Annotated in this window: 23 protein-coding genes and 1 tRNA gene; 4 read left to right on the top strand and 20 right to left on the bottom strand. The window is 49.7% G+C overall.

The annotated features are described in order from the left end of the window. Positions 1-137: 137 nt before the first annotated feature. Positions 138-3,200, top strand: a complete 3,063-nt coding sequence (locus tag NCN05_RS12130; RefSeq protein WP_250398244.1) for a calcium-binding protein — start codon at positions 138-140, stop codon at positions 3,198-3,200. A 41-nt stretch (positions 3,201-3,241) separates the two neighbouring features. On the opposite strand, the gene NCN05_RS12125 is transcribed toward NCN05_RS12130, so the two are convergent. The 4 genes from NCN05_RS12125 to NCN05_RS12110 are packed head-to-tail and all read right to left on the bottom strand — an operon-like array spanning position 3,242 to position 8,956. Next, entirely contained in the window at positions 3,242-4,579 is a 1,338-nt protein-coding gene (locus NCN05_RS12125; RefSeq protein WP_250398243.1) for a beta-barrel domain-containing protein, read from the bottom strand. Between the two features lie 14 nt (positions 4,580-4,593). Continuing rightward, positions 4,594-7,584 (bottom strand): peptidase domain-containing ABC transporter, encoded by a 2,991-nt coding sequence (locus NCN05_RS12120; protein WP_250398242.1) that lies wholly within the window; start codon positions 7,582-7,584, stop codon positions 4,594-4,596. After that, positions 7,581-8,246 carry a hypothetical protein gene (locus NCN05_RS12115; protein WP_250398241.1) on the bottom strand — a complete coding sequence of 222 codons (666 nt, stop codon included), beginning with the start codon at positions 8,244-8,246 and terminating at the stop codon, positions 7,581-7,583. The genes NCN05_RS12120 and NCN05_RS12115 overlap by 4 nt, the downstream gene beginning before the upstream one ends. Then, a complete protein-coding gene (locus NCN05_RS12110) occupies positions 8,246-8,956 on the bottom strand; it encodes a hypothetical protein (protein WP_250398240.1) in 711 nt (236 codons plus the stop codon). Before NCN05_RS12110 ends, NCN05_RS12115 begins: the two co-directional genes overlap by 1 nt. 355 nt (positions 8,957-9,311) lie before the next feature. On the opposite strand from NCN05_RS12110, the gene NCN05_RS12600 reads away from it, so the two are divergent. After that, positions 9,312-9,845, top strand: coding sequence for a MarR family transcriptional regulator (locus NCN05_RS12600; protein ID WP_350223295.1), 534 nt, complete (start codon positions 9,312-9,314; stop codon positions 9,843-9,845). Between the two features lie 271 nt (positions 9,846-10,116). On the opposite strand, the gene NCN05_RS12105 is transcribed toward NCN05_RS12600, so the two are convergent. Then, positions 10,117-10,920, bottom strand: coding sequence for a DUF8637 domain-containing protein (locus NCN05_RS12105; protein WP_250398239.1), 804 nt, complete (start codon positions 10,918-10,920; stop codon positions 10,117-10,119). Then, entirely contained in the window at positions 10,921-11,151 is a 231-nt protein-coding gene (locus NCN05_RS12100; protein ID WP_250398238.1) for a DUF6447 family protein, read from the bottom strand. It abuts the gene before it with no gap. 607 nt (positions 11,152-11,758) lie between these two features. On the opposite strand from NCN05_RS12100, the gene NCN05_RS12095 reads away from it, so the two are divergent. Continuing rightward, complete coding sequence (locus NCN05_RS12095) at positions 11,759-12,667, top strand: serine hydrolase (RefSeq protein ID WP_250398237.1); 909 nt, start codon at positions 11,759-11,761, stop codon at positions 12,665-12,667. 15 nt (positions 12,668-12,682) lie between these two features. On the opposite strand, the gene NCN05_RS12090 is transcribed toward NCN05_RS12095, so the two are convergent. Both NCN05_RS12090 and alr read right to left on the bottom strand, forming a co-directional pair. Further along, positions 12,683-12,771 (bottom strand) — tRNA-Ser (locus tag NCN05_RS12090). Positions 12,772-12,808: 37 nt separating this feature from the next. Then, a complete protein-coding gene (alr, locus tag NCN05_RS12085; protein WP_250398236.1) occupies positions 12,809-13,939 on the bottom strand; it encodes an alanine racemase in 1,131 nt (376 codons plus the stop codon). Positions 13,940-14,008: 69 nt separating this feature from the next. Between alr and NCN05_RS12080 the strand changes: the two genes are divergently transcribed. Beyond that, a complete protein-coding gene (locus NCN05_RS12080; protein ID WP_250398235.1) occupies positions 14,009-14,509 on the top strand; it encodes an HNH endonuclease in 501 nt (166 codons plus the stop codon). A gap of 3 nt (positions 14,510-14,512) precedes the next feature. Here the strand turns inward: NCN05_RS12080 and prfA are convergent, their stop codons facing one another. The 12 genes from prfA to secY form a co-directional block, all read right to left on the bottom strand. After that, complete coding sequence (gene prfA, locus NCN05_RS12075; RefSeq protein WP_250398234.1) at positions 14,513-15,610, bottom strand: peptide chain release factor 1; 1,098 nt, start codon at positions 15,608-15,610, stop codon at positions 14,513-14,515. A 15-nt stretch (positions 15,611-15,625) separates the two neighbouring features. Beyond that, a complete protein-coding gene (rpmE, locus tag NCN05_RS12070) occupies positions 15,626-15,877 on the bottom strand; it encodes a 50S ribosomal protein L31 (RefSeq protein ID WP_006851595.1) in 252 nt (83 codons plus the stop codon). Between the two features lie 11 nt (positions 15,878-15,888). Beyond that, positions 15,889-16,290 carry a 30S ribosomal protein S9 gene (rpsI, locus tag NCN05_RS12065; protein ID WP_006849745.1) on the bottom strand — a complete coding sequence of 134 codons (402 nt, stop codon included), beginning with the start codon at positions 16,288-16,290 and terminating at the stop codon, positions 15,889-15,891. Next, the gene (rplM, locus tag NCN05_RS12060) at positions 16,287-16,739 is read right to left on the bottom strand and encodes a 50S ribosomal protein L13 (protein ID WP_114987243.1); all 453 of its coding nucleotides are present in this window, start codon (positions 16,737-16,739) and stop codon (positions 16,287-16,289) included. The genes rpsI and rplM overlap by 4 nt, the downstream gene beginning before the upstream one ends. 155 nt (positions 16,740-16,894) lie before the next feature. Continuing rightward, a complete protein-coding gene (gene truA / locus NCN05_RS12055) occupies positions 16,895-17,776 on the bottom strand; it encodes a tRNA pseudouridine(38-40) synthase TruA (protein ID WP_250398233.1) in 882 nt (293 codons plus the stop codon). 25 nt (positions 17,777-17,801) lie between these two features. After that, positions 17,802-18,152 carry a 50S ribosomal protein L17 gene (rplQ, locus tag NCN05_RS12050; RefSeq protein ID WP_006851925.1) on the bottom strand — a complete coding sequence of 117 codons (351 nt, stop codon included), beginning with the start codon at positions 18,150-18,152 and terminating at the stop codon, positions 17,802-17,804. Between the two features lie 49 nt (positions 18,153-18,201). Then, positions 18,202-19,140 (bottom strand): DNA-directed RNA polymerase subunit alpha, encoded by a 939-nt coding sequence (locus tag NCN05_RS12045; protein WP_114987249.1) that lies wholly within the window; start codon positions 19,138-19,140, stop codon positions 18,202-18,204. A 47-nt stretch (positions 19,141-19,187) separates the two neighbouring features. Further along, the gene (rpsK, locus tag NCN05_RS12040; RefSeq protein ID WP_006850182.1) at positions 19,188-19,580 is read right to left on the bottom strand and encodes a 30S ribosomal protein S11; all 393 of its coding nucleotides are present in this window, start codon (positions 19,578-19,580) and stop codon (positions 19,188-19,190) included. 35 nt (positions 19,581-19,615) lie between these two features. Further along, positions 19,616-19,981, bottom strand: coding sequence for a 30S ribosomal protein S13 (gene rpsM / locus NCN05_RS12035; protein WP_006850466.1), 366 nt, complete (start codon positions 19,979-19,981; stop codon positions 19,616-19,618). A gap of 71 nt (positions 19,982-20,052) precedes the next feature. Next, the gene (gene rpmJ / locus NCN05_RS12030) at positions 20,053-20,166 is read right to left on the bottom strand and encodes a 50S ribosomal protein L36 (protein ID WP_006850859.1); all 114 of its coding nucleotides are present in this window, start codon (positions 20,164-20,166) and stop codon (positions 20,053-20,055) included. Positions 20,167-20,212: 46 nt separating this feature from the next. After that, complete coding sequence (locus NCN05_RS12025; protein WP_115132355.1) at positions 20,213-20,764, bottom strand: adenylate kinase; 552 nt, start codon at positions 20,762-20,764, stop codon at positions 20,213-20,215. 52 nt (positions 20,765-20,816) lie between these two features. Further along, positions 20,817-22,136 (bottom strand): preprotein translocase subunit SecY, encoded by a 1,320-nt coding sequence (secY, locus tag NCN05_RS12020; RefSeq protein ID WP_115010466.1) that lies wholly within the window; start codon positions 22,134-22,136, stop codon positions 20,817-20,819. Positions 22,137-22,204: the final 68 nt, after the last annotated feature.

Below are 22,204 nucleotides of genomic sequence, written 5' to 3'. Positions count from 1 at the left end.
TTATCCCTTACGTCCGTTGCCAGTCGTGCTTCAGGAGGGTGCGCCCCCTCAGAGTGGGATGGTGATTCGTCTTATTCACGTTTTGCTCTTGTTGATTTGGTTCGATCAACGGCTGAGTCGCCTTGGTGGAATTTTGAGTGGACTGGTTGCTGATGGCTCGTAATCGAAAGCGGAAAATCAAAGACATTAATCTTGATTCCGGAGTGAACCGTCTCACTTTGGAAGGTGCGTTGACTGCGGCTTCCATTGGTTTGCTGATAGCTTTAGTGCTTCAGCAAGAGGCTCAAGCCTCAATAGGTGGTGATGAAAGTATCAAGAATGTTCGTCCCAATTGGAACATTACCAGGGGCTTACCAAGCGATATGTCCTCGGACACAATCACGACTGATGAGGTGGTTTTAAGAGCAGCACGGCAATTGCCTTCTATCCCTGAAATTGTCATCTCAGCACCCAAAGAAATTATTGCTGGCTTTTCAGTAGACCTTCCACTTACGAACTATACGGTTCCACCAGGCATCCTATTGCCTTCTCCAATTCCCGGGACTGTGCAGACAGAATTAGGAGATACATTCGCTTCCGTTCAGGGACAAACTTCCACAGGCTCTCAGCCAGCTGATGAATCCGAGATTGTAGATCCAGTCGATCCAGTCGATCCAGTCGATCCTGTAGATCCTTTAGGTCCAGTCGATCCAGTCGATCCAGTCGATCCAGTCGATCCTGTTGATCCTGTAGATCCTTTAGATCCAGTCGATCCAGTCGATCCTGTTGATCCTGTAGATCCAGTCGATCCAGTCGATCCAGTCGATCCTGTTGATCCTGTAGATCCTTTAGATCCAGTCGATCCAGTCGATCCTGTAGATCCAGTCGATCCAGTCGATCCTGACATCAACCCAATTACAGGTACTGTTATCGAGGGACCTTTAGATGGAGCTACTGTTTATATTGACTTTAATAATAATGGCTACTTTGACCCTTCTGATTGGTACACATTTACAGATAGTTCAGGCAATTTCGATTTTGACTTTAATTTTGAAGACCCACTTAGCGCCAATAAATGGCAAGAAGATGTATCTTTAATCCGTTCGGATGGCGAGACTTTTTCTTTGAGCACAGACTTTGATCATACAGTTCATATTATTGGTGGTACTGATACTGTATCTGGATCTTTGAATCGACACTCAATGATGGCATCATTGGCTCAAATTGTCGGTATTGATGAAGACCAAGATGATTATATGATCAGTCCTATGACGACTCTTGTTGAAGGCTTAAAGCAAGGTCTTGAAGAACAGGGGCATGAAATAACTTCTGAGATGGCAGAAGCACAAATCATGACTCTTTTAGGTTTGGATGCAGATGTTATTGGAAATTTTTCGACGTATAACCCGTTTTCAGAGGCTGAAGTCCTTAATAATGCTGATGCTGCTACTGACTATAAAGTAAAAGCTGCTCAAATTTATAATCTTGGGTATGTCTCGGATGAAATTGTTGATGATGGTGAGTTTACTGGTTTGGGTTCTATAGCCACTAATCTTATTAGTTCTGCCACTAATGCCGAGGGTCAATTAAATTCTATTGATCTTACCAAGACCGATGATTTAAGTTCATTTTTCAAAATTTACGAAGAGCAAGGAACGACAGCAGTTTCTTCTGCGGCAGTAAATACTCTGATTAGTATTGTCTCTTCTGGTAATGAGGAGATTCGCGATAGTGGAGCATCACAAGAGGTGTTGTCTGTTATTCATAGTGATCAATCTTTAGATGGTCTTACGACCTCTAGTGTCACAGACTCTGACTTCGATGGTTATAGGAATCAATTACATAAAAGGCTTTCTGCTGATAGCAGTGCTGACGAAGGCGGTAGTGCATCTGCTGTTTGGCAGGAGAGTGATTTAGAAATTACAGATAGTCAAATGACTGGACTTGTGGAGCAATATTTTGGCATCCCCGATCTATCTACTCCACAGAGTTTCAGTTCTTTGGAGGGTCTTGATTTACAGGCTACTCATGAAGGTGAAACAAATGCATTTGCTGTTGAAGGCACTGCAAATGTCTCTACCAATGAAATTGTGACTCTTATACGTGACTCCGTTATTGATTTTGGAGTCATGGAAGGTGATTCTCAAGGTAAGCCAACCTTGTTAATGGCAGAGAATCATCATGATGTTAATATTGCTTCTACGGGTAATTCTGCTGAAATTGATTTATCGCACCATACTCGTGTTCTTGAGAAATCCAAGTTACTTCTTGGCAATCAGTCTGATACCCTAAAGGTTCATGCCGAGACTGAGGTTAATCTTTCAATCTTTGAGGCTGTAGATTATGAAATTGATGGTCATATCTCGAGTGTTGCAATGGATTTTAGCCTTCTTGATATGGGTGGAGGGGATGATACTTTAATTCTCAGTAGCAATATTTCTACACAGCTTGATACCCCAGATACCCTTGAAGACTTGTTTGATCAGGTTGTACTTGAAGATGTTGCACTGAGCGATTCTATTCTGATGGGTGGTGATGGCAATGATGTTTTAGTTGTAGAGGGCGCTCAGAGAAGCTCGATTCACGGCGGAAATGACAACGACGACCTGTATCTGATAGGAGATTCTCTACTTACCTCTTTATACGGCGATGATGGTGATGATCGTTTATTTGGTACATCTAATTCCGAATCTCTTTTTGGTGGCGAAGGTAATGATCTGCTTCTCTCAAACGGTGGAGCTGATATTTTAGATGGTGGTGCAGGAAGTGATATCTTTGTTATTGATTTAGATAATGCAATTAGCCTTGGAGTCTTTGATCAGCTTTCAGATTTTGAGAAAGGCTTGATAAGCGGTCAAACAATGTTGGAGATACCACGTATTCTTGATTTTAATATTATGGAGGGAGATTCTGTCGCTTTGAGAGGTAAGAGTATAGGCTTAGTTGACGTTGGTTCGAGTATTGTCCCAGAACAAGATCTCTATTCATATAAAGATACTCAAGCCAATATGGACCAACAGATATTGCTGAACACAACATTCAACGATTTTTTCTTTTCTGGAAATACGCAGCATAACGAGGGTTTTGCTCTTTTAGATGATACGGATATGTTAATGCAAATTACTGGTCAGGGGAATCTCAACATGGTTGGCTATATAGAATCAACAACTGCGCCTTCACATCAATCATTTTTTACCGAGGATATCAATTTGATTGCTTAAGGCTATTTCAACAATATTATTTTTTCAAGTTTTAGCACTATCTAAAATTGTTCAACTTGTGGCTTATCAAAGATTTTAGCGATCATCGAGATGAGCGGTTTTTCCCCAGTTTTTATCATTGCAGTTACTGCCATTCCAGATCTAAGTGGAATTTGTTTGCCTGCAATTTTTACAAAACGATCTTCTAAAGAGACTTTGCCAGGGAAGTAGGATGCTCTTGGTGAAAGTTTGTCTGGTGGCATCATGCCACCTCCTATTTCATATAGTCTTCCTTTTAACGAACCGAAATCAGAGAATGAGTATGCATCTAGACGAAGATCTACAGGCATTCCAGGCACAAGCATTCCTACATTTACATCTGGAATGGTAAGCTTCGCAATATCTAGATCATCAGGAATTACTTGAAATAGTTCCTCGCCAGTTGATACTAACTGACCTGGTGACTTTCCAAGATTAAATACTTTACCTGACACACTTGCTTTGACTATGGTTAGATTTATTCGATTGCGGAGTTCTGATAATCGATTAAATGCTGATGCTCGCTGTTCTAGAGCTGTTATCTCTAACCTTTCAGCATCAAGATCAGTTCGTCCAGTTGTATTGTCCGATATTATTAATTGCATTTCTGCCCGATTTTCAGCTTTTTTCAATTCCATAGTCATACTGTCTACAGTAGCCTGCAGACTATTGAATTTGTTTGCTTGTTCAAGAGCTTGCAGTTCAGATACAGCTTCAAGATCTGCAAGTTTTCGATAACGTTCGCTTATGTCCTTTGCAAATTCAAGCTCTTTCTTTTTGTTTGTTAAAGCTCTTCTAGCTTGCTCTACTAAATAATTTGCTTGTTCAAGATCTGAAAGTGAGTTTTTGTTTTTAATTTTGTCTTGTAGCTCTATAAAATCTGCACGTCTTTGCAATTTAGCCAGGACCTTTGGATCCTCTACTGAAAATGTTTCAAATTCATCTGGTATGAGATTCTTTTTATTCCTTAATTGATACGAGGCTAATTCGATTTCTTTTTCTCTGAAGACCGACTTAGCTTTTGTTGCCTGTCTCACTTCCTCCTTATTTTCTAAAATCATAACTACATCTCCGGCTTTAACATATTCACCATTTTCTAGAAAGACCTCTTTAACTACTTTCGTTAAAGGTGAAACAACTGTCTCTGTTCCCTCAGAGGATTCAATAACACCTCTTACTTGTACTGTTTCGTCCATCTTGCCCACAAAACCGATGGTCAGTGCAATACCTGAACCAGCGAGCATGATCCAAATAATACTTCTAGAAAACTTAAGACTTTGCTTGCCTAGCCCAAGTCTTTTGTTTGTCCTAAATTTTGGTGCAGGTTTTTTCTGCTGTGGTTTAGATAGTTGAGAGTCCATTTTAGGACTTTGCTTTATCCCATTTTAGCAGCTTGTTGGGTAAATAGGCTGTGATACGCCCCCTTTTTGCTGAGAAGTTCATCATGATTTCCTATTTCCACTACCTCCCCTGAACCCATCAACACAATTATGTCTGCGTTCACAATTGACGACAATCTATGTGTGACATATAAAACAGTCTGTCCTTTGAGTTTCTTCATCAGGTTTTCGCTAACTCGCCTTTCTGTTTGATAATCAAGTGCTGATGTTGCTTCGTCCATAATTAGTACACTTGGTTTCTGCAATATGGTCCGCGCAATGGCCAACCGTTGTCTTTGTCCTCCAGATAAATTTGAGCCTCTCTCACCAACTTTTGTGTCATATTTAGCTGGTAGATCTCTGATAAATTCATCTGAACAACTTATTTCTACAGCTTCATCAATTTCATCTTGACTAGCCGAAGGATTTGTAAGCGTTATATTTTCATGAATACTTCCATCAAACAACAAAGTATCTTGAGGGACAATCCCAATTTGTTTTCGAAGTGAGTAAAGTTCTAACTTAGATATATCCATATTGTCGACTAATATTTTTCCCTTTTCTGGCTCATACAGCCTTGGCAGCAGTTTTGTCGCTGTACTTTTCCCTGAGCCGCTGAGTCCCACTATTGCTACGAATGAACCCGCAGGTATTTTCAAATTTAATCCTTTTAACAAATAAGGAGCTGAGGGATTGTATCTGAACCAGATATCTTGGTATTCAATGTCCCCCTCAAGATTCGGCACCATTGGTTTTTTTAGTTCGTCTATTCCTGTTTCTTGTGGATGGTTTAATATATCTCCCAAGCGCTCCATAGATAAGTTGATTTCTTGAAAATTTTGCCAGATTTGCGAAAGCCTTAGTACTGGACTTGTTACAAAACCAGCTATCATCCTAAATGCAATCATTCCCCCCATGGTCATCTTCCCTTCAACTACAAGTGCAGCTCCCATCCATACAACCATTAAACTTGAAGTTTTGTTTATCAAAGTGCTGATCGAGTTGTTTGCTGTTCCGATGACTGTATTTCCAAAACCATCTGACACATAATCGACATATAAGTCTTGCCATTTCCATCTCGTACGTAGTTCAATTCCTTGAGACTTTACTGTCTGAATCCCAGATAACACTTCAACTAAATGTGATTGAGTCTTTGCCGCTGCAACTGACTTTGCTTGAATTTGTTTTCGTACTTTTGGGGAGAAATAGTAAGTGACACCTATTAATGCGGGAATCACTGCAACTGTTACGAGCGTTAATTGCCAGCTATAAATTATCATGACAAAAACATATAGAAGTGCAAAAACAGCATCCAGAACAGCGGTTAGAGCAGTGCCTGTAAGGAACTTTCTTATATTTTCAAGCTCCCCAATCCTATTTGACAGTTCACCTACTGGCCTTTTGTCAAAGAACTTTAAAGGAAGTTTCAGCATATGGTCAATAACTTTACTGCCTAGTGCGACGTCAATTCTGTTTGTTGTATCAACAAACAGAAATGTCCGAACGCTCTGAAGGACTACTTCTATTATAGCAAATAGTATTAATAGGGTTCCGAGAGTTGCTAAAGTTCCAGGCGCATTATTAATAATTACCTTATCAATGATTTGCTGAATCAATAGAGGATTGGCTAAGCCAAAAAGTTGTACGAAGAGAGATGATAATAGTACTTCACCAAGCACTACTCGATATTTTCCTAGAGATGGTAAAAACCATTTAAGGCTGAAATTATCTTCGGGTGTCTGGTCTGTTTTTGTTGTCAGAAGGATTTGTATAGCGTTCTCATCTTCCATTAGGTCTTCTAATTCAAGATCGGCTATACCCTTGCTTGGCACCGCAATCCTGCAGTTTGAATTGCTGGCGGAAGCAATCATTATGAGCTCTGACTCTAATATCATCAATGCAGGTAGTTCTAATTTGTGAATCTCGTTTGCATTGCAAGTCGTGATTTGAGTTCTCAATCCAAGTGTTTCGCAGATTGCACCAGCAAGTGGTAGTGTAATCCCACCATATCTTCTTGTTTGATCTTGCAAAATTCTTAAAATCATTTCCCGTTTGATTGGTAAACCTAGTGTTTCGCACAACATTCTTAAGCACGCTGCGGAGCCTTCTACTGGTCCTTTTCCTTTCCTGTAAGTTATTTCTACCTCATCTTCTTTTTCAATATATTCTGGTTCTATATCTTCTTCAATAATTTCTAAGTTTGCCTCTTCAAGATCTCTTATTTCATCGAAGAGCTGAACAGCTGCCTCTTTCTGCGTCATATCAAGATCTTCTCCCGCCAAGTATTTTCTTAACTCTGACTTATTGATTCCGACTAGACGACAAGCCTTTCTATCTTTGAATAGAGAACTTAAGTTGTCATCTAAAATTTTTCCATGCGCTTGACCTCCGCTTACATACCACAAATAATCGATTCTTTCTAACTCATTTGAGTTCTTTTCACTAGCAAGGCAAACTCTGTATGACGAAAGTGCTTTCTCAATTATACTTAATGTACTAATCTTGCAGTCTGGATGTCTCTTTAGTACTGTTGATGTCGCTTCAAACAATTCTGCTTTAGCAGCATGACTACTCCAGTATTTTCTAGCCACGCTTGATGTTGTGAAGATCTGAGATACGATATTCTTCTCTATTCTCAGTGCTATAACTGATGATGAGCATAATGCTGTTTCGCAGCTTCGTCCACGTAGTACCCCTACCCATCCAATTGATTGACCAGGGCCACATAATTCTATTGTCTCAATATCTTCCGTTCTAAGATCTTTTCCGACAATCCTTATTCTTCCCTCCACGATTAAGTATATATACTTTGTCGCTTCCTCGGCTCTCAATAGTGTCTGTCCAATTTTTCCTTTGACTAACGATGAGTTCTGCGATAAGAAGACTTTTTCTTTTTTATCTAATTCCTTGAATGGTTGAAAATATTCAATTAGTTTTAATATTCTTGATTCATTGACGTTGGCTTTAGAGTCTCTCTCTTCTTTCATGGCGATTCTGTGATTTTGTTGACTGCTTTTTGTAGCTCAATATTATATAGCTCTTCAATAAGTTTGTCTTCCATCTCTGATGTAAGCGATGCCTCTATTATATGCTCAACAACCGCTATCACTATCGTTTTCTGGATAACTAATGGCTTATTTAGCTTGCCAATATTTTCCTTAGTTGAGATTGCACGTACTTGTTCATTTGTCTTGCTCAACGGCATCGGCCCGACAATACCTTTTGTATATTTTTCTGGCCCTAGTGAATATTCGTAAGCTAGTTCTGAAATCTCAGCCTCCTCATTCTTCAACCGTAGGTACAATTCTTCTGCTAAGCCAATATCATTTAACCTTAGCATTGAGTACACTACTTGGTCTAAATCACGCTTCCGTTTATAAAAGTAATCATTTAACTGTGGCTTTAACCATTTTTCTTTTATAAACTTTTGTCTTAAATCTTGTGCTCCTTCTCTTCCCTGATCTTTTTTTTGGTTTTCGGTAAAATCAACATATTGCTTGGACTTATTGTCAATTCTTTCTAGCAGCTCTTCCTGGGCAATGTTATAAATAACAGGCCTCCAGCTCCCCGTATTTGCTAAGTACTCAAGTAGCCACTTATCTTCTTTACCAGTGTCCGCTAATATTTTTTTAAATTTATCCAGATCCATTAAAGTACCTCATTCATATCAACTTCTTCAAAATCCTCAAAAGATCTTTCTTCACTAGAAAGTCCATTTCCGTCAATCCCCTCTTCCCAGCGAACCGAAAATCCCTGTTCTTCCGCAATACTCTCTAATACCTCCACTCGTATCTCAAGCCCTGAATCTTCTCCACGAATTGAATCCTCTAAATTCATAAAACGACCTACAAGCTCATTCCAATCCTTAGGTGGAACAATATTGACATCATTAGTCTCACCTTCCATAATCGATTTATTGCCCATAAATTCCACCCTTGTCCTTTCATTATTTGAACTCATTTCTGCAATCATTTCCTCCATTGATGCTAGCTTTAGATCAATAAGACTTTTACTGTCCTCAACTTGCATCAAAGTATCATTTGCTCTCTGTTCTATTTCTTCTATCCTTTCACTTAATTCTCCATTTTGGTTGATACCATCTAATTGCACTCCGAGAATATTACTTATTTCTTGGGGACTGCATTGATCTCTTAGTGCAAGGCTTATCGCGAGTTGTAAGCTACCTTTAGATTCAATATATGCCTCAGCAAGTGACTCTAATACCTTTGTGTACTGTTTGCTTTGTTCTTTGCATACTTGTTTAAATGAATCTAGTGTACTTAGTTTGAATCTTGCACTAAAAGCTTTTAATTCTTCTATATTTTCTTCGTTAATTTCCCCATAATTTTGTTTGACCATTTAATGCTTTTTCTCGTATATACGAGCTCTCTTAATTATACCGGCTCATTTTTCGGTTGCCACCATGTCATTGGATCAACTATAGATTGATTCTTGTGACTGTATGTATGAGGTACATGCTTTTGAGAATGAGCATCGTTTTTTTTAAGCCTAGCCTTTTCTCACCTTTGCATCTTGGATCACCGTATATACATTTACTCTTGTATATACCTTATGTTGGCGATGGAACAAGTGCTCAGCACATTGATAATCATTCTCACCAATTGTGTTTCTATCGTTGTCCACTTTGGTATTTGTTGTTGCAGTCTAGCCTTTCCTACCTCGATATATGTAGATCATTACCGTTTTAGATCTCTTGAATAATGTCTTTGATCTGTTTTCGAAGTCAGAAGTTGAAATTATTAGACTTATTATTGTTTCTCCTGGAATATCATCAACTTATTTGCAAGAAGCCCTTTCGCTTGATCAGCCCCACGTATCCAGAGTTTTAAAAAGATTATTGTCTAAAGGTTGTATACGGCGTGTTAGATCCGAATGTACGGGTAAGCGTTACATGTATCGATATTATATTGATCCGGCTAATGGTGTTAAGATGACTTATCCTTTCATCGATTTTGAGATTGATACTCTCTTAGCTTCTTCTTCAAATAGGCATGGTAGCTTCTACAGATTGTTAGCAGCCTTCTTTGACCTAGATAATGAAACCCTTGCAGTCTTATTGGGTTTTATGCAAGATTTGTATTCTGCCAGGGTGGGTTCCTCTTCAAATATGTCTATGTCGGTTTCAACTGATATGTCCTTCCCTTCAGCGACAAACCAATTACGTAGACGCAACCGACTATCTGCCTTCTGTTTCCGTTACTTCTCTCGTTTTCGAGATGATAGATGAATCTTTATATTATCTTTGTTCTGTCTTTGCTTGCATTTAATTTAGCCTCAAGGGTACGTCAAGGCGAACCTTGGATATTGCGATTTGCTTGGCTGTTTACTATTAGCATCATTGCCTATGGTATAAGCAATGGAACAAATTCAACTTTTCATCAATGGCTTATTGGTGCTCTTCAAGGTTCTTTTATTTCGATCGCAGTTTGCGAAATGAGATTGCGTTGGCTTAGAAATAGTTCTTCTAGTAAATAACATATCCTAGTATTTACCCCTTATTATTTTCTCTTGCAGTATTTGTTGATAAAATAAATTGCTGATTGGCTTGAGTATTCATATGAATAAGCTTCTTTCTCAGCCTTTTTGACGTCAAGGCTTGCATTTGAATAGATTTTTGAATTCATCTGGGTGTGGTAAATCTTTCTGGGGGATATATCAACACCTAATGGCGTAACTCTGTAATTTACTCCGCCATTTTTGCAGCTCTGGGCGACATGAATTGCTTCATGATTAAGCACTCTAAGTACTGCTAATGATCCTTGTTCCATTTTGTCTGGTGAAATTTTGATTGTTTGCTTCTTGGGACTCCACACCGCTGCTGCGCCTAATTTTCTAGGATTTCCGATTGCTACGGTCACGCCTATATCCCTTAATTCTTTTAAAAGTAACTTTATAGTCTCACGATGCATTGCGATCTTCTTTTTCGTCTTAATAGCATGCTCTTCTATTTGTTTTGGTGATTTTGCCTGTTCACCCTCCTTGAGTTTATATTTATACATCTTGTTGCCTAGGTTGTCTATCATTACTTCTGGTTTAAATTCATGATCTCCTTTGTCCATCATCATCTTTGCTGTTTTAAACCCATAGCTTGTAGCAATATTTATTTCATCCTCCTGGAGTCTTCTCGGCTCTTGTATTATCTCAAAACTGCTTTTATCCTTGTAAGCTGGTAGTTTATAGTTTGTTATTCTTTTAGGAACGTTCCAGAAAGATGTTGCTATTGTTACTGTAATAATTAAGATTTTATTTGAATTAATGAAGTATATAATTGGTCTTATTTTCTTTCCCTTGGCCTTCTTCACTTAGTCTTCGCAAGGTGTTACATCGATTAACTTCCGTTTTAGCTGTGACGCAAGGACTTGCCTGCCGACGGCTACAACTCTTAGTTGATCTTGTGCGTGTTTTAGTTGAGACTCAGCTGTTTGAAGGCCACGAACAAGTCTCTTGAGTTCGTCAGGCATTTCATTTAAACTATAACGCTTACCCTCAAAATTTAGGACAGCCCTTCGGTCTTTGGGTGGTGTTGGACTCATCGCGGCATAAATTGTCCATTTCCAGCTATTTATAGCAGCGTTTTTTGCTTTGTCAACCCTGTTTATCTTTCTAATGTATGGCCCTTTGCCTCCCTCTTCTTTTTGTATTTGATTTATCTCTTCGCGGTTAGCTTGCCTTTTGAAGTTGTCTCATCTGTCCGATTAGTCCTAATTTTATCGACTAGCTTCTCTTTTTAGCTATTTATTTATTTATCATTATTAATCGAGTCTTTCCATGTCTTGTTTCGCCAGTATCCCTCGCTTCTGCGTCCTGTTTCTGGAGGCTTTACGCCTTTACTTCTTGTCGTTTATTTGTTTGTAGACTTTATTGTAGCCCTGTTCTTTTGTCTGGTATGGCGTAGTTCTTCTGGCTAATCTTTGCTAGGTATTCTATTGTCGGCTCGAGCTTCTGTTTTATATATTTATGCGACTTTCTCCCTATCTAATGTAATTGCAGATGGGCGCGTAGCTTTTCTGGTTTTTGATGACGGTCAACAACATCACTTGCCGGTTCCCCAAGTCGGCCAGTCTCTTCAATGTTTGTTTGAACAGAGCTCAGGCGTGATCTGACTCGGCGCATATGAAAGTTTCAGTCAGGCGCGCTGTCTTGGATTCAAGTCTGAAACGTTGCTGGTTTTGGCTTAAGGGGGCCCTCGATGGGCTCGATGCCGACGGTCGCCCGGGGTTGCGCAACAGCCTGGCGATCACCTGGGTGCGGTACGACGACGCTGCACCGGAGGCGGGTCAGCGCCGTGGTGCTTCCTGGAACCAAGACCGGATCCTCTATCCGGCCAGCGTGGTGAAGCTGTTCTATGCCGTCGCCGTTGAGCAGTGGCTGCAGCGTGACCTGATCCCTGAGAGCGACGAAATGCGGCGCGCGATGTGCGACATGATCGCCGACTCCAGCAACGATGCCACGGGGCTTGTGGTGGATCTGCTCACAGGCACTACCAGTGGCCCTGCCCTCCATGGCGAACGCTGGGAGCTTTGGACGCAGCAGCGTCGCTTGATCAATGGCTGGTTGCAGAGCCTGGCCTGGCCGGAACTTGAGGCGGTGAATTGCTGCCAGAAGACCTGGGGTGATGGTCCCTATGGCCGGGAGAAAATGTTCTATGGGGCCGACAACGGCAACCGCAATGGCTTGTCCACGGTTGCGACAGCCCGGATGCTGGAGGCTGTGATGACCGGTGCGGTGGTGTCGCCACCGGCCTGTCGTCGGCTGCAGGGTCTGTTGCGGCGCTCGCTCGATCAAAAGCAGCGTCGCGCTGATCCTGAAAACCAGGTGGATGGCTTTCTCGGTGAGGGCTTACCTGAGGACGCTCTGCTGTGGAGCAAGGCCGGCTGGATGAGTCAGGCCCGTCATGACGCCGCCTGGTTCCAGGCGTCTGAACAGCAGCCGCCCAGCTTGCTTGTGGTGTTCACCACGGGGCCTGATCGCGCCAGGGACGCATCGCTTTTGCCCGAGCTGGCACGGCAACTCAACCAATTCACCAGCTCCGAGGAGCGGGCGGATTGAGTTCATGAACTTGAACGGAGAGGGAGGGATTCGAACCCTCGACAGAAGTTGCCTCCTGTAACTCCTTAGCAGGGAGCCGCTTTCAACCACTCAGCCACCTCTCCAGCGGCTCACCTAGAGTACCAAGTGCTGGGCGATTGGTCAGACTTCAACGCGTGGCAGGCGTCGTCTGAAACCGCAGAGGATCTCCCAGGGAATAGAATCGCAGTGGTCGCTCCAGCTTTGAGGGCTTAATTCCAGGTCGCCGTCCTGGCCCAGCAGAGTGACGATGTCGCCTTGCTCCAGCTCAGCTGCATCGGTGGCATCCAGCAGGAGCTGGTCCATGGTGATGGCTCCCACCTGAGGCAGCTGGCGATTGCGATGCAGTGCGTGAATGTGCCCGCTGAGGGACCGCAGAACACCATCGGCATAGCCGATCCCGACCACCGCAAGCCGCGTGGGGCGCTGGGTGATGAAGCGATGGCCGTAGCTGACTCCAGTGCCGGCGGGCACGTCGCGGATCAGGCTGACCCGGGCACGAACCGCCAGCGCGGGTTGCAGGGGAATGACGTTGCTCAGATGACTGGCGGGGGCATGGCCGTACAGGGCCAATCCAACGCGCACGAGGTCGTGGTGCAGCTCCCGGTTGAGCAGGGTCCCTGCCGAGTTGGCCAGATGGCGGGTGATGCCGGCACCCGCTTGGGGCAGGGCCGAGAGCATGCCCACGAAGCGCTCCTGCTGGAGGCTGGTCAAGGCATCGTTCGGCTCATCGGCACAGGCCAGATGGCTGTAGATGCCCTCCAGATTGAGGTGTTCCAGGCTGTTCATCTCCCCCGCGGTCTGATGTCCCTCGCTGAGGGAGCAGCCCAGCCGTGCCATGCCGGTGTCGATCTTCAATTGCACGTCGAAACACCGACCGCTGTCGGCTGCCAGAGCGTTGCAGAGCTGGGCATCCCTGAGGCTGCTCAGGGTGGGCATCAACCGCCAGTGCAGGCAAGTGCGCAGGTCGTCCGGTTCATTGAGGTTGCTGAGCAACAGCACTGGTGCTTCCAGCCCGGCCCGCCGCAGCTCAAGGCCTTCCTGCAGCGTGGCTACGCCAAGGCTGGTGGCTCCCCCCTGAAGGGCAGCCCGTGCCACCGTCTCGGCGCCGTGGCCGTAGCCATCGGCCTTCACCACCGCCATCAGTTGGGTACGAGCACCGAGGTGTTGGCAGAGCGCCCTGGCGTTGGCCCGAATCGCTGCAGGTGAAACCTCCACCCAGGCGCGCTGACGTGGATTCAGCTCCGGAATCACAGGCGGTGCTCGGCGCTACCGAGACAGCTTCACATCGCAGATAGCATGACCATTATTGAGTGAGCTGGCATGGGCCAGGTTCTCGTTCTCAATGCGTCCTACGAGCCGCTCAATATCACCACCTGGAGACGGGCTGTGGTGATGATGCTGAAGGGCAAGGCCGAGAGTCTGGAATACGACCCCTGTCGGCAACTGCGTCAGGGCACCCACCTGCCAACGGTGATCCGCCTGCGCCAGTACGTTCGCGTTCCCTTTCGTCAGCTGCCCCTGACGCGTCGCAACCTCTTCCAGCGGGACAACCACACCTGCCAGTACTGCGGCAGTCGTGACAATCAGTTGTCCATCGACCATGTGATGCCTCGCAGTCGGGGAGGTAGCGACACCTGGGAGAACGTGACCACGGCTTGCCTCAGCTGCAATGTGCGCAAAGGCAATCGAACTCCGAAGGAAGCCGCCATGCCTCTGCGCCATGTGCCGCGGCGACCGGCCAGCAGCCTCAGTTTTGAGGCCCGGCGCCAGATCCATTCCGGTCATCACCAGGAATGGGCGAAGTACGTGATCGGTGCTTGACCGTCAGGCCTCGGCCTGATCGCTCAGCGATTCGAGTTTCTGACGTTGCTCTTCGGCGATGCAGGCACCAATCAGGTCTTCTAGTTGGCCCTCCAACACAGGTTCCAGGGTGAAGTTTCGGCCCAGCCGGTGATCTGTGGTTCGGTTGTCTTTGTAGTTGTAGGTGCGGATTTTTTCAGAGCGGTCACCACTGCCCACTTGGGCGCGTCGGTCGCTGCTTTCGCGTTCTGCGGCAGCCGCCTGCTCCCGCTCCAACAATTTGGCGCGCAGGATCTCCAGGGCCCGTTCCCGGTTCTGCAGCTGGGAGCGTTCCTGGGTGCAGAACACGCGGATGCCCGTGGGTTTGTGGAGAAGGTCCACAGCTGTTTCCACCTTGTTGACGTTCTGCCCCCCAGCACCGCCTGAACGCGCGGTGCTGATATCGAGATCCTTCGGGTCGAGCTGAACTTCCACGGCATCGGCTTCGGGCATCACGGCCACCGTGGCTGTTGAGGTGTGGACCCGACCCTGGGATTCCGTGGCCGGGACCCGTTGCACCCGATGCACTCCCGCTTCAAATTTCAGTTGGCTGTAGACGCTGTCGCCACGCACCGACAGGATCAGTTCGCGAAACCCGCCCAGGTCGGCCTCGGTGCAGCTGATGGATTGCACGGCCCAGCCCACTTTTTGGCTGTACCGCTCATACATCCGTGCCAGATCACCGGCCCAGAGACAGGCCTCGTCGCCGCCTGCGCCGGCACGAATTTCCAGCATCACACTGCGCTCATCGCGGGGATCCCGCGGCAGCAGAGCCAGGGTGAGCCGCTCAGTCAGCGTTGCGTGCTGTTCTTGGAGACTGGCCAACTCATCCTGCGCCAGCTCCTCCATTGCAGCGTCACCGCGACTGTCTTTCAGCAGCTGACGTGCGGAATCACGCTCGGATTCGAGCTTCTGGAGTTCCTCGAAGTCGAGCACGAGTGGCTCAAGTCTTGATCGCTCCCGTGCGATCGATTCAAGCCGCTTCGGATCAGCGGCCACATCAGGATCAGCCAGCTGCCGCTCGAGGTTGCGGAAGCTGGCTGTGGCTGTTTCCAGCCGTGTGAACAAGGTCGAGGCGTCCATGCCCCGTTCTCACCCTCAGGCCTTGGACTCGGCCTTGGCAGAGTCGGCACCTTTTTTCTTGGTGCCCATGCCGTACTTCTTCATGAAGCGGTCCACACGACCCTCGGTGTCGAGGATCTTCTGGGTGCCGGTGAAGAAGGGGTGGTTGCCGCTCCAGACGTCGACGTGGATCTCCGGCTGGGTGGCGCCTGTGGTCATGACCACTTCGCCGTTGCAGATCACCTTGGCGTCGGGATACCAGGTGGGATGAATGTCGGGCTTTGGCATCGGTAAAAAAATCAGCGCTTGGAGAACTGAGGAGCCTTACGGGCTTTCTTGAGGCCGTACTTGCGGCGTTCCTTGGCACGGGGGTCGCGGCTGAGGTGACCTTCCGTCTTCAGCGGCTTGCGGTTGTCGGCCGACAGTTCGCACAGGGCGCGGGCTGCACCTTGCTTGATGGCGCCGGACTGACCGGTGAGTCCACCACCGTGAACGTTGACGAGGATGTCGTACTCGCTGCTGAGGCCGAGGGTCTCCAAGGGAGCCTTCACCGCTGCGATGTACGAGGGGTTGTAGTTCAGATAGTTGTCACCGGGACGACCATTGATGGTGATCGTTCCATTGCCGGGGACGAGACGAACACGGGCGACAGAGGTCTTGCGACGACCGGTGCCCCAGTAGACGACGGAGTTGTTGCTCATTGGGCGGATGCGGAGGGGTTGAGCTGAAGAGGCTGGGGCTTCTGAGCGGCGTGGGGATGCTCGGTGCCTTTGTAGACCTTGAGCTTGCGGAACATTTGGCGGCCCAGGGCGTTGTGGGGGAGCATGCCTTTGATGGCCTTCTCCACGATCCGCTCGGGGATCCGTTCCTGCAGAGCTTCGAAGGTTTCCACCTTCATGCCTCCGGGACGACCGGAGTGACGGCGGTACAGCTTCTGCTGGGGCTTACGGCCGGAAACTTTGATCTTCTCGGCGTTCACGACGACGACAAAATCACCGGTGTCCAGATGGGGGGTGAAGCTGGGGTTGTTCTTGCCACGCAGCACGGCGGCCACTTCAGTGGCCAGACGGCCGAGGGTTTGATTCTCAGCGTCCACCACGTACCACTGGCGGTCGATCGAATCAATCGGGGGGAGAGAGGTCTTGTTCATCGCGCCGGCATGCCGGTTCGGTTATGTCCCGCCTGAAGAAGCGGAACTGGGCAAAGGGGTCGGTCCAGAACTGGACCTGACGGGGCTAAAGATCGAGCTTACTCTTCGGCCCTCCAGCTCCAGTGAGTTGGGCAGCTTTCGAAGTAGAGGCCCGTTTATCCCGGCGTTGAGGGTGGATCCGGAGGCGGATCTCTCTCGGCCAGAAAAAACCACGGCTGACAATCGTACCAGCCGGCTTTGGTGAAGATGGGCTCGGCATAGCCAGCCCGAAGCAGGCAGAGGCCCGTGGCCGGCGCCGCCTCTTTCACCTCATGGCGTCGTCGTTCCCTCCAGCGCTGTTCAAAGGCGGCAACACTGAGACGGTGCTCGCCAACGGCCACCAACTGGGCCATCAGCAGGCGAACCATGCCGTACAGAAAACCACTGGCCTGAATCTCAACCCGCAGAAGATCGCCTTGGCGCTCCACGAGCACCTCCTGCACGGTGGTTCTGGCATGGGCGCGACGGCTGCCTGCCTTCATGAAGGCACTGAAGTCGTGCAGACCAAGCATGCTGCTCAAAGCGTCCCGCATGCGGGACTCATCCAGCCTGTGTTGGTAACGGTGCCAGCTCCAGGGGCTTAAAAACAAATTGGGGCGGCGCCCGTTGTGAATCGTGTACCGGTACCGCCTGTAGGTGGCGGAGTAACAGGCATGCCAATCCAGGGGACGGGCGACGGATTCGCGCACACGAATGGTGCTTGGCAGGCGTCCGTTCAAAGCCGGGGCCCATTTGCGAGCTGGGATCGGCCCACTGCAGTCGAAGTGCACCACCTGACCGGCGGCATGAACGCCGGCATCGGTGCGACCGGCGGCAAAGGTCTGCACCGGTCGGTGCGGATCAAGCTGGGCGATGGCATCCTCCAGCACGGCCTGAACACTGCGACCGTTGCGTTGGCGCTGCCACCCACAAAACGAAGAACCCTCGTACTGAAGGCTGAGCGCGATCCGCTGAAGGGACGCTGGCTCAGGACCTGCAGACGAGGGTTGGGTGTTCAAACGTCAGAACTGACGTGAGGTCTGATCAGACCAGTTCAATGATGGCCATCTCGGCGTTGTCGCCACGACGGGGAACGGTGCGGGTGATGCGGGTGTAGCCACCCTTGCGATCGCTGTAGCGGTTGGGAGCCTTGTCGAACAGGGCATGCACCAGCTGCTTGTCGTAGATGTAACCCATGGCCCGGCGACGGGAGGCGAGGCTGCCGTCCTTGGCCAGGGTGATCATGCGCTCGGCTTCGTCGCGAAGCGCTTTGGCCCGTGCCTTGGTGGTGGTGACCCGACCTTCGCGAATCAGCTGGGTGGTCAGGGCGCGCAGCATTGCCTTGCGCTGGTCAGCTGGACGTCCCAGCTGAGGAACTCGGCATTGATGACGCATGGTTCTGTCGGTGACGAAGACGAAAAAGGACGTTCAGGCCGTTCTGCAGTTATGCAGAAGTGCGGCTCTGGGGGATGGAGATGCCGATGCGCTCGAGGGCTTCGATCACTTCATCAGCGGATTTGGAACCGAAGTTCTTGATCTCCAGAAGATCCTCGTAGCTGAAGCCCATCAGGTCAGACACGGAGTTGACCTGGGCCCGCTTGAGGCAGTTGTAGGCGCGAACCGAAAGGTTCAGTTCCTCAAGAGGAATCTGTGCTTCCGCCGAGGGCTCGGGTTCAGCAGGAACTTCCTCCACGAGAGTGACCGTGGCCAGCGGCTGGAACAGCTCAATCAATTGATTGGCTGATTGAGCCAGGGCGTCGTCGGGGGTAATGGAGCCGTCTGTGACGATCTCCATCCGAAGGCGCTCGCGGGCCGAACCGCCTTCGGCAACGGCGGTTTCGTCGATGGTGAAGTTGACCCGGGTCACGGGCATGAACACGGCATCGATCTGGAGCAGATCGATGGCACTGGTTTCTTCGTTGTGACGATCCACCGGGCGATAGCCAACGCCGCGCTCAACGTGCACTTCCAGCTCGAGGCTGTGGCCGTCGGCCACGGTGGCGATCGGACGATCGGCGTCCACCACCTGCACCTGAGAGGAGAATTGAAGATCTCCGGCTTTCACTTCAGCGGGTCCAGCCACCACGAGACGACCGATCTCGAGTTCGGCTGAACGGCTGTTGACGGTGAGCTCCTTGCAGTTCAGCAGGATGTCGAGAACGTCTTCACGGACCCCAGGAACCGTGGCGTATTCGTGATTGACACCGGCAATCCGGATGGCGGTGACAGCACTGCCTTCCAGCCCACCCATCAGCACGCGGCGCAGCGCGTTGCCCAGGGTCGTGGCCTGGCCACGCTCGAGGGGACCGATCAGGAAAACGCCGGACTGGGCGCGATCCTCGGCCACCTGATGCTCAATGCGATCAATCTGGTACTGCAACACGGTCTGAATCGGGGTAAGGGGAGAAACCGGACGGAAATCAGCTCGGTTCAGACGCGGCGGCGCTTGGGCCGGCGGCAACCGTTATGGGGCAGAGGGGTGACGTCGCGAATCAGGGTGATTTCGAGGCCAGCAACCTGGAGAGCACGGATGGCGGTCTCACGGCCTGAGCCAGGACCCCTCACCAGCACTTCGATCTGACGCATGCCTTGGTCAAGGGCGCGACGTGCTGCTGCTTCTGCAGCGGTTTGAGCCGCGAAGGGGGTGCCTTTGCGAGCACCTTTGAAGCCACTGGCACCTGCAGACGACCAGGAAATCACCTCACCGGCGGTGTCGGTGATGGACACGATGGTGTTGTTGAAGGTGCTCTGGATGTGAGCGACGCCGTTCGGGACGTTGCGCTTGGCCTTCTTGGGGCCGGATTTTTTGACGGTTTTAGCCATGGCCGTATGCAGTCAGGGATAAGGATGTAGAGGACTTACTTCTTCTTGCCGGCCACAGTTTTCCGCGCGCCGCGGCGGGTGCGGGCGTTGGTGCGGGTGCGTTGGCCACGAACGGGAAGGCTCATGCGGTGGCGACGGCCACGGACGCAGCCGATGTCTTGCAGGCGCTTGAGGGCCATGCCCTCCTGACGGCGCAGATCGCCTTCGAGGGTGTACTCCTCCATGGCGTTGCGGAGCTTCTGAAGATCTCCGTCCTCCAGATCTTTCACCCGGATGTCGGGGTTCACGCCGGTTTTGGCCAGGATGGCCTGTGAGCGGGTGAGACCAACTCCGTAGATGTAGGTGAGGGACACTTCGATCCGCTTGTCGCGGGGAATGTCAACGCCGGCGATCCGTGCCACGTTCGTTTAGTTGAAAAGGACAGATGCCTCCGAAGTCCTGGAGGCGAGGAATGTTTCAGAACAGCGGGGGATCAGCCCTGGCGCTGTTTGTGCTTGGGGTTGGCGCAAATGACCATGACCTTGCCGTGGCGACGGATCACCCGGCACTTGTCACACATTTTTTTCACTGAGCTGCGCACCTTCATGAGGCGTGGCTCTCCAAATTTCCAAACGGCAACGTTACCATGCCGGTCAACCGAGAACGGACTCGATCCGCTTGGTGATCTCCTCGACTGTGCCCTGGGCGGGGACGGAAACCAGGAGACCCTTGTCGCTGTAGAAGCGAATCAGGGGTGCGGTTTTCTCGCGGTAAACCTCGAGGCGATTGCGGATCACCGTTTCGTTGTCGTCGGCGCGACCGCGGGCCAACAGCCGTTCAATCAAAACGGCGTCATCCAGCTCCAGCAGAACCACGGCCTGGATGGGTTGCTGCAATTCGGCCAGCAGGGGTTCGAGGGCTTCAGCCTGGGGCACCGTGCGCGGGAACCCATCCAGCAGCCAGCCATCGGTGGTGAGAGCCTTCATCTGGCTTTCCACAATCGCCAGCACAAGGGCGTCGCTTACCAGTTCGCCGCGGTTCATCACCGCTTCAGCTTCTTTGCCCAGATCGCTGCCGGCTGCTACTTCAGAGCGCAGCAGATCGCCTGTGGACAGATGCTTCATGCTGTTGGCATCGCACAGCCGAGCGGCCTGGGTGCCTTTGCCGGCTCCGGGAGGGCCAAGAAAGAGCAAACGATTTTTCATGGTTGCGTAAGCGTGAGGTGACGTGAACGGAAGGTGCGCTGCCCAGCAGCGCTCACTGGCGAACGAGGCCTTCGTAGCGTTGTGAGATCACATAGGTCTGCACCTGCTTGGCCGTGTCGATGGCCACACCGACAAGGATCAGCAGTGATGTGGCGCCAAGCCCCTGGAAGGTCTGCACATTCGTGGCGCGTTCGACGGCCGCGGGAATGATGGCGACGGCGCCGAGGAACAGACCACCCAGCAAGGTGAGGCGGTTCTGGACTCCTGAGAGATAAGTGGCCGTGGCGCTGCCGGGGCGAACGCCTGGAATCGCCACACCACCCCGTTTCAGGTTGGTGGCGATGTCAGCGGGATTCACCGTGAGAGAGGCATAGAAATAAGAGAAGCCCAGGATCAACGCAAAAAATGTGAGTGCGTATGGCCAGGGGTTCGCTGCCCCAGGATTCAGGGCACTGGCCGCACGGATCAACCACTCACTCTTGGTGAGGTTGGCGATGGTGACCGGCAGGAAAATCAGGGCTGAAGCGAAAATGATCGGCATCACACCGCCGGCATTCAGCTTGAGCGGCAGATAGCTCTGACGCGTGGGGAGCACACCTGCTCCACCCACCTGGCGCTTGGCGCTGACGATCGGGATACGGCGAGCTCCCTCCTGCACGAAGATGATTCCAACGATCGTGGCCAGGAACACCAGCACCAGAACAATGATGCCCAGCACGGTGTCGCGGTCACCGGTTTGAGCGGCTTCGATCGTGGCGCCGAGGGTGCGCGGCAGGGTGGCGACGATGTTCAGAAAAATCACCAGGGAAGCCCCCTGGCCGATGCCCCGCTCCGTGATTACTTCACTCAGCCACATCACCACCATCGAGCCGGTCACCAGGGCCAGTGCCGTCTGAACCACAAAGGTCACTTCGCTCAGACCTTCCACGGCGTATTGGCGCAGGATCATGGCGAAGACCACGCTCTGGACGAGACCCCAACCGAGCGCCACATAACGGGTGATCTGGGCGATCTTGCGTCGGCCAGCCTCGCCTTCATTCTTCTGGAGGTCTTCCAGCTGCGGCAGCGCTGCGGTCAGCAACTGGAGGATGATCGAGGCGTTGATGAAGGGCAGGATCCCCAGGGCAAAGATGCCCAGGGTGGAGATCCCGCCGCCGGTGAAGATGTCGAGAAAACCGATCAGCTGTCCGCCTTGATCGATGAATTGCTTGAACGCTTCCCGATCGATTCCGGGCATTGGGATATAGATCCCAAGACGCACCAACAACAGCAGGCCGAGTGTGGTGAGCACGCGACTGCGGAGCCCAGGGTTGGTGATCAGCTGGCCGATCACTTCGGAGGCGTTGGGGTTGCGACCCCGACTGACGAGCATGTCCGGAAGAAAGTGAAGTTGGGCGAAAAGCCAAGAAGCCGCCCGTGGATCGAAATCCAGCGGACGGC

The organism is Synechococcus sp. MU1651 (genome assembly GCF_023630635.1).
GTDB lineage: Bacteria > Cyanobacteriota > Cyanobacteriia > PCC-6307 > Cyanobiaceae > Parasynechococcus.
Note: the sequence above shows the minus strand (reverse complement) of the source record. Positions and strands in the feature narration are given on the sequence as shown.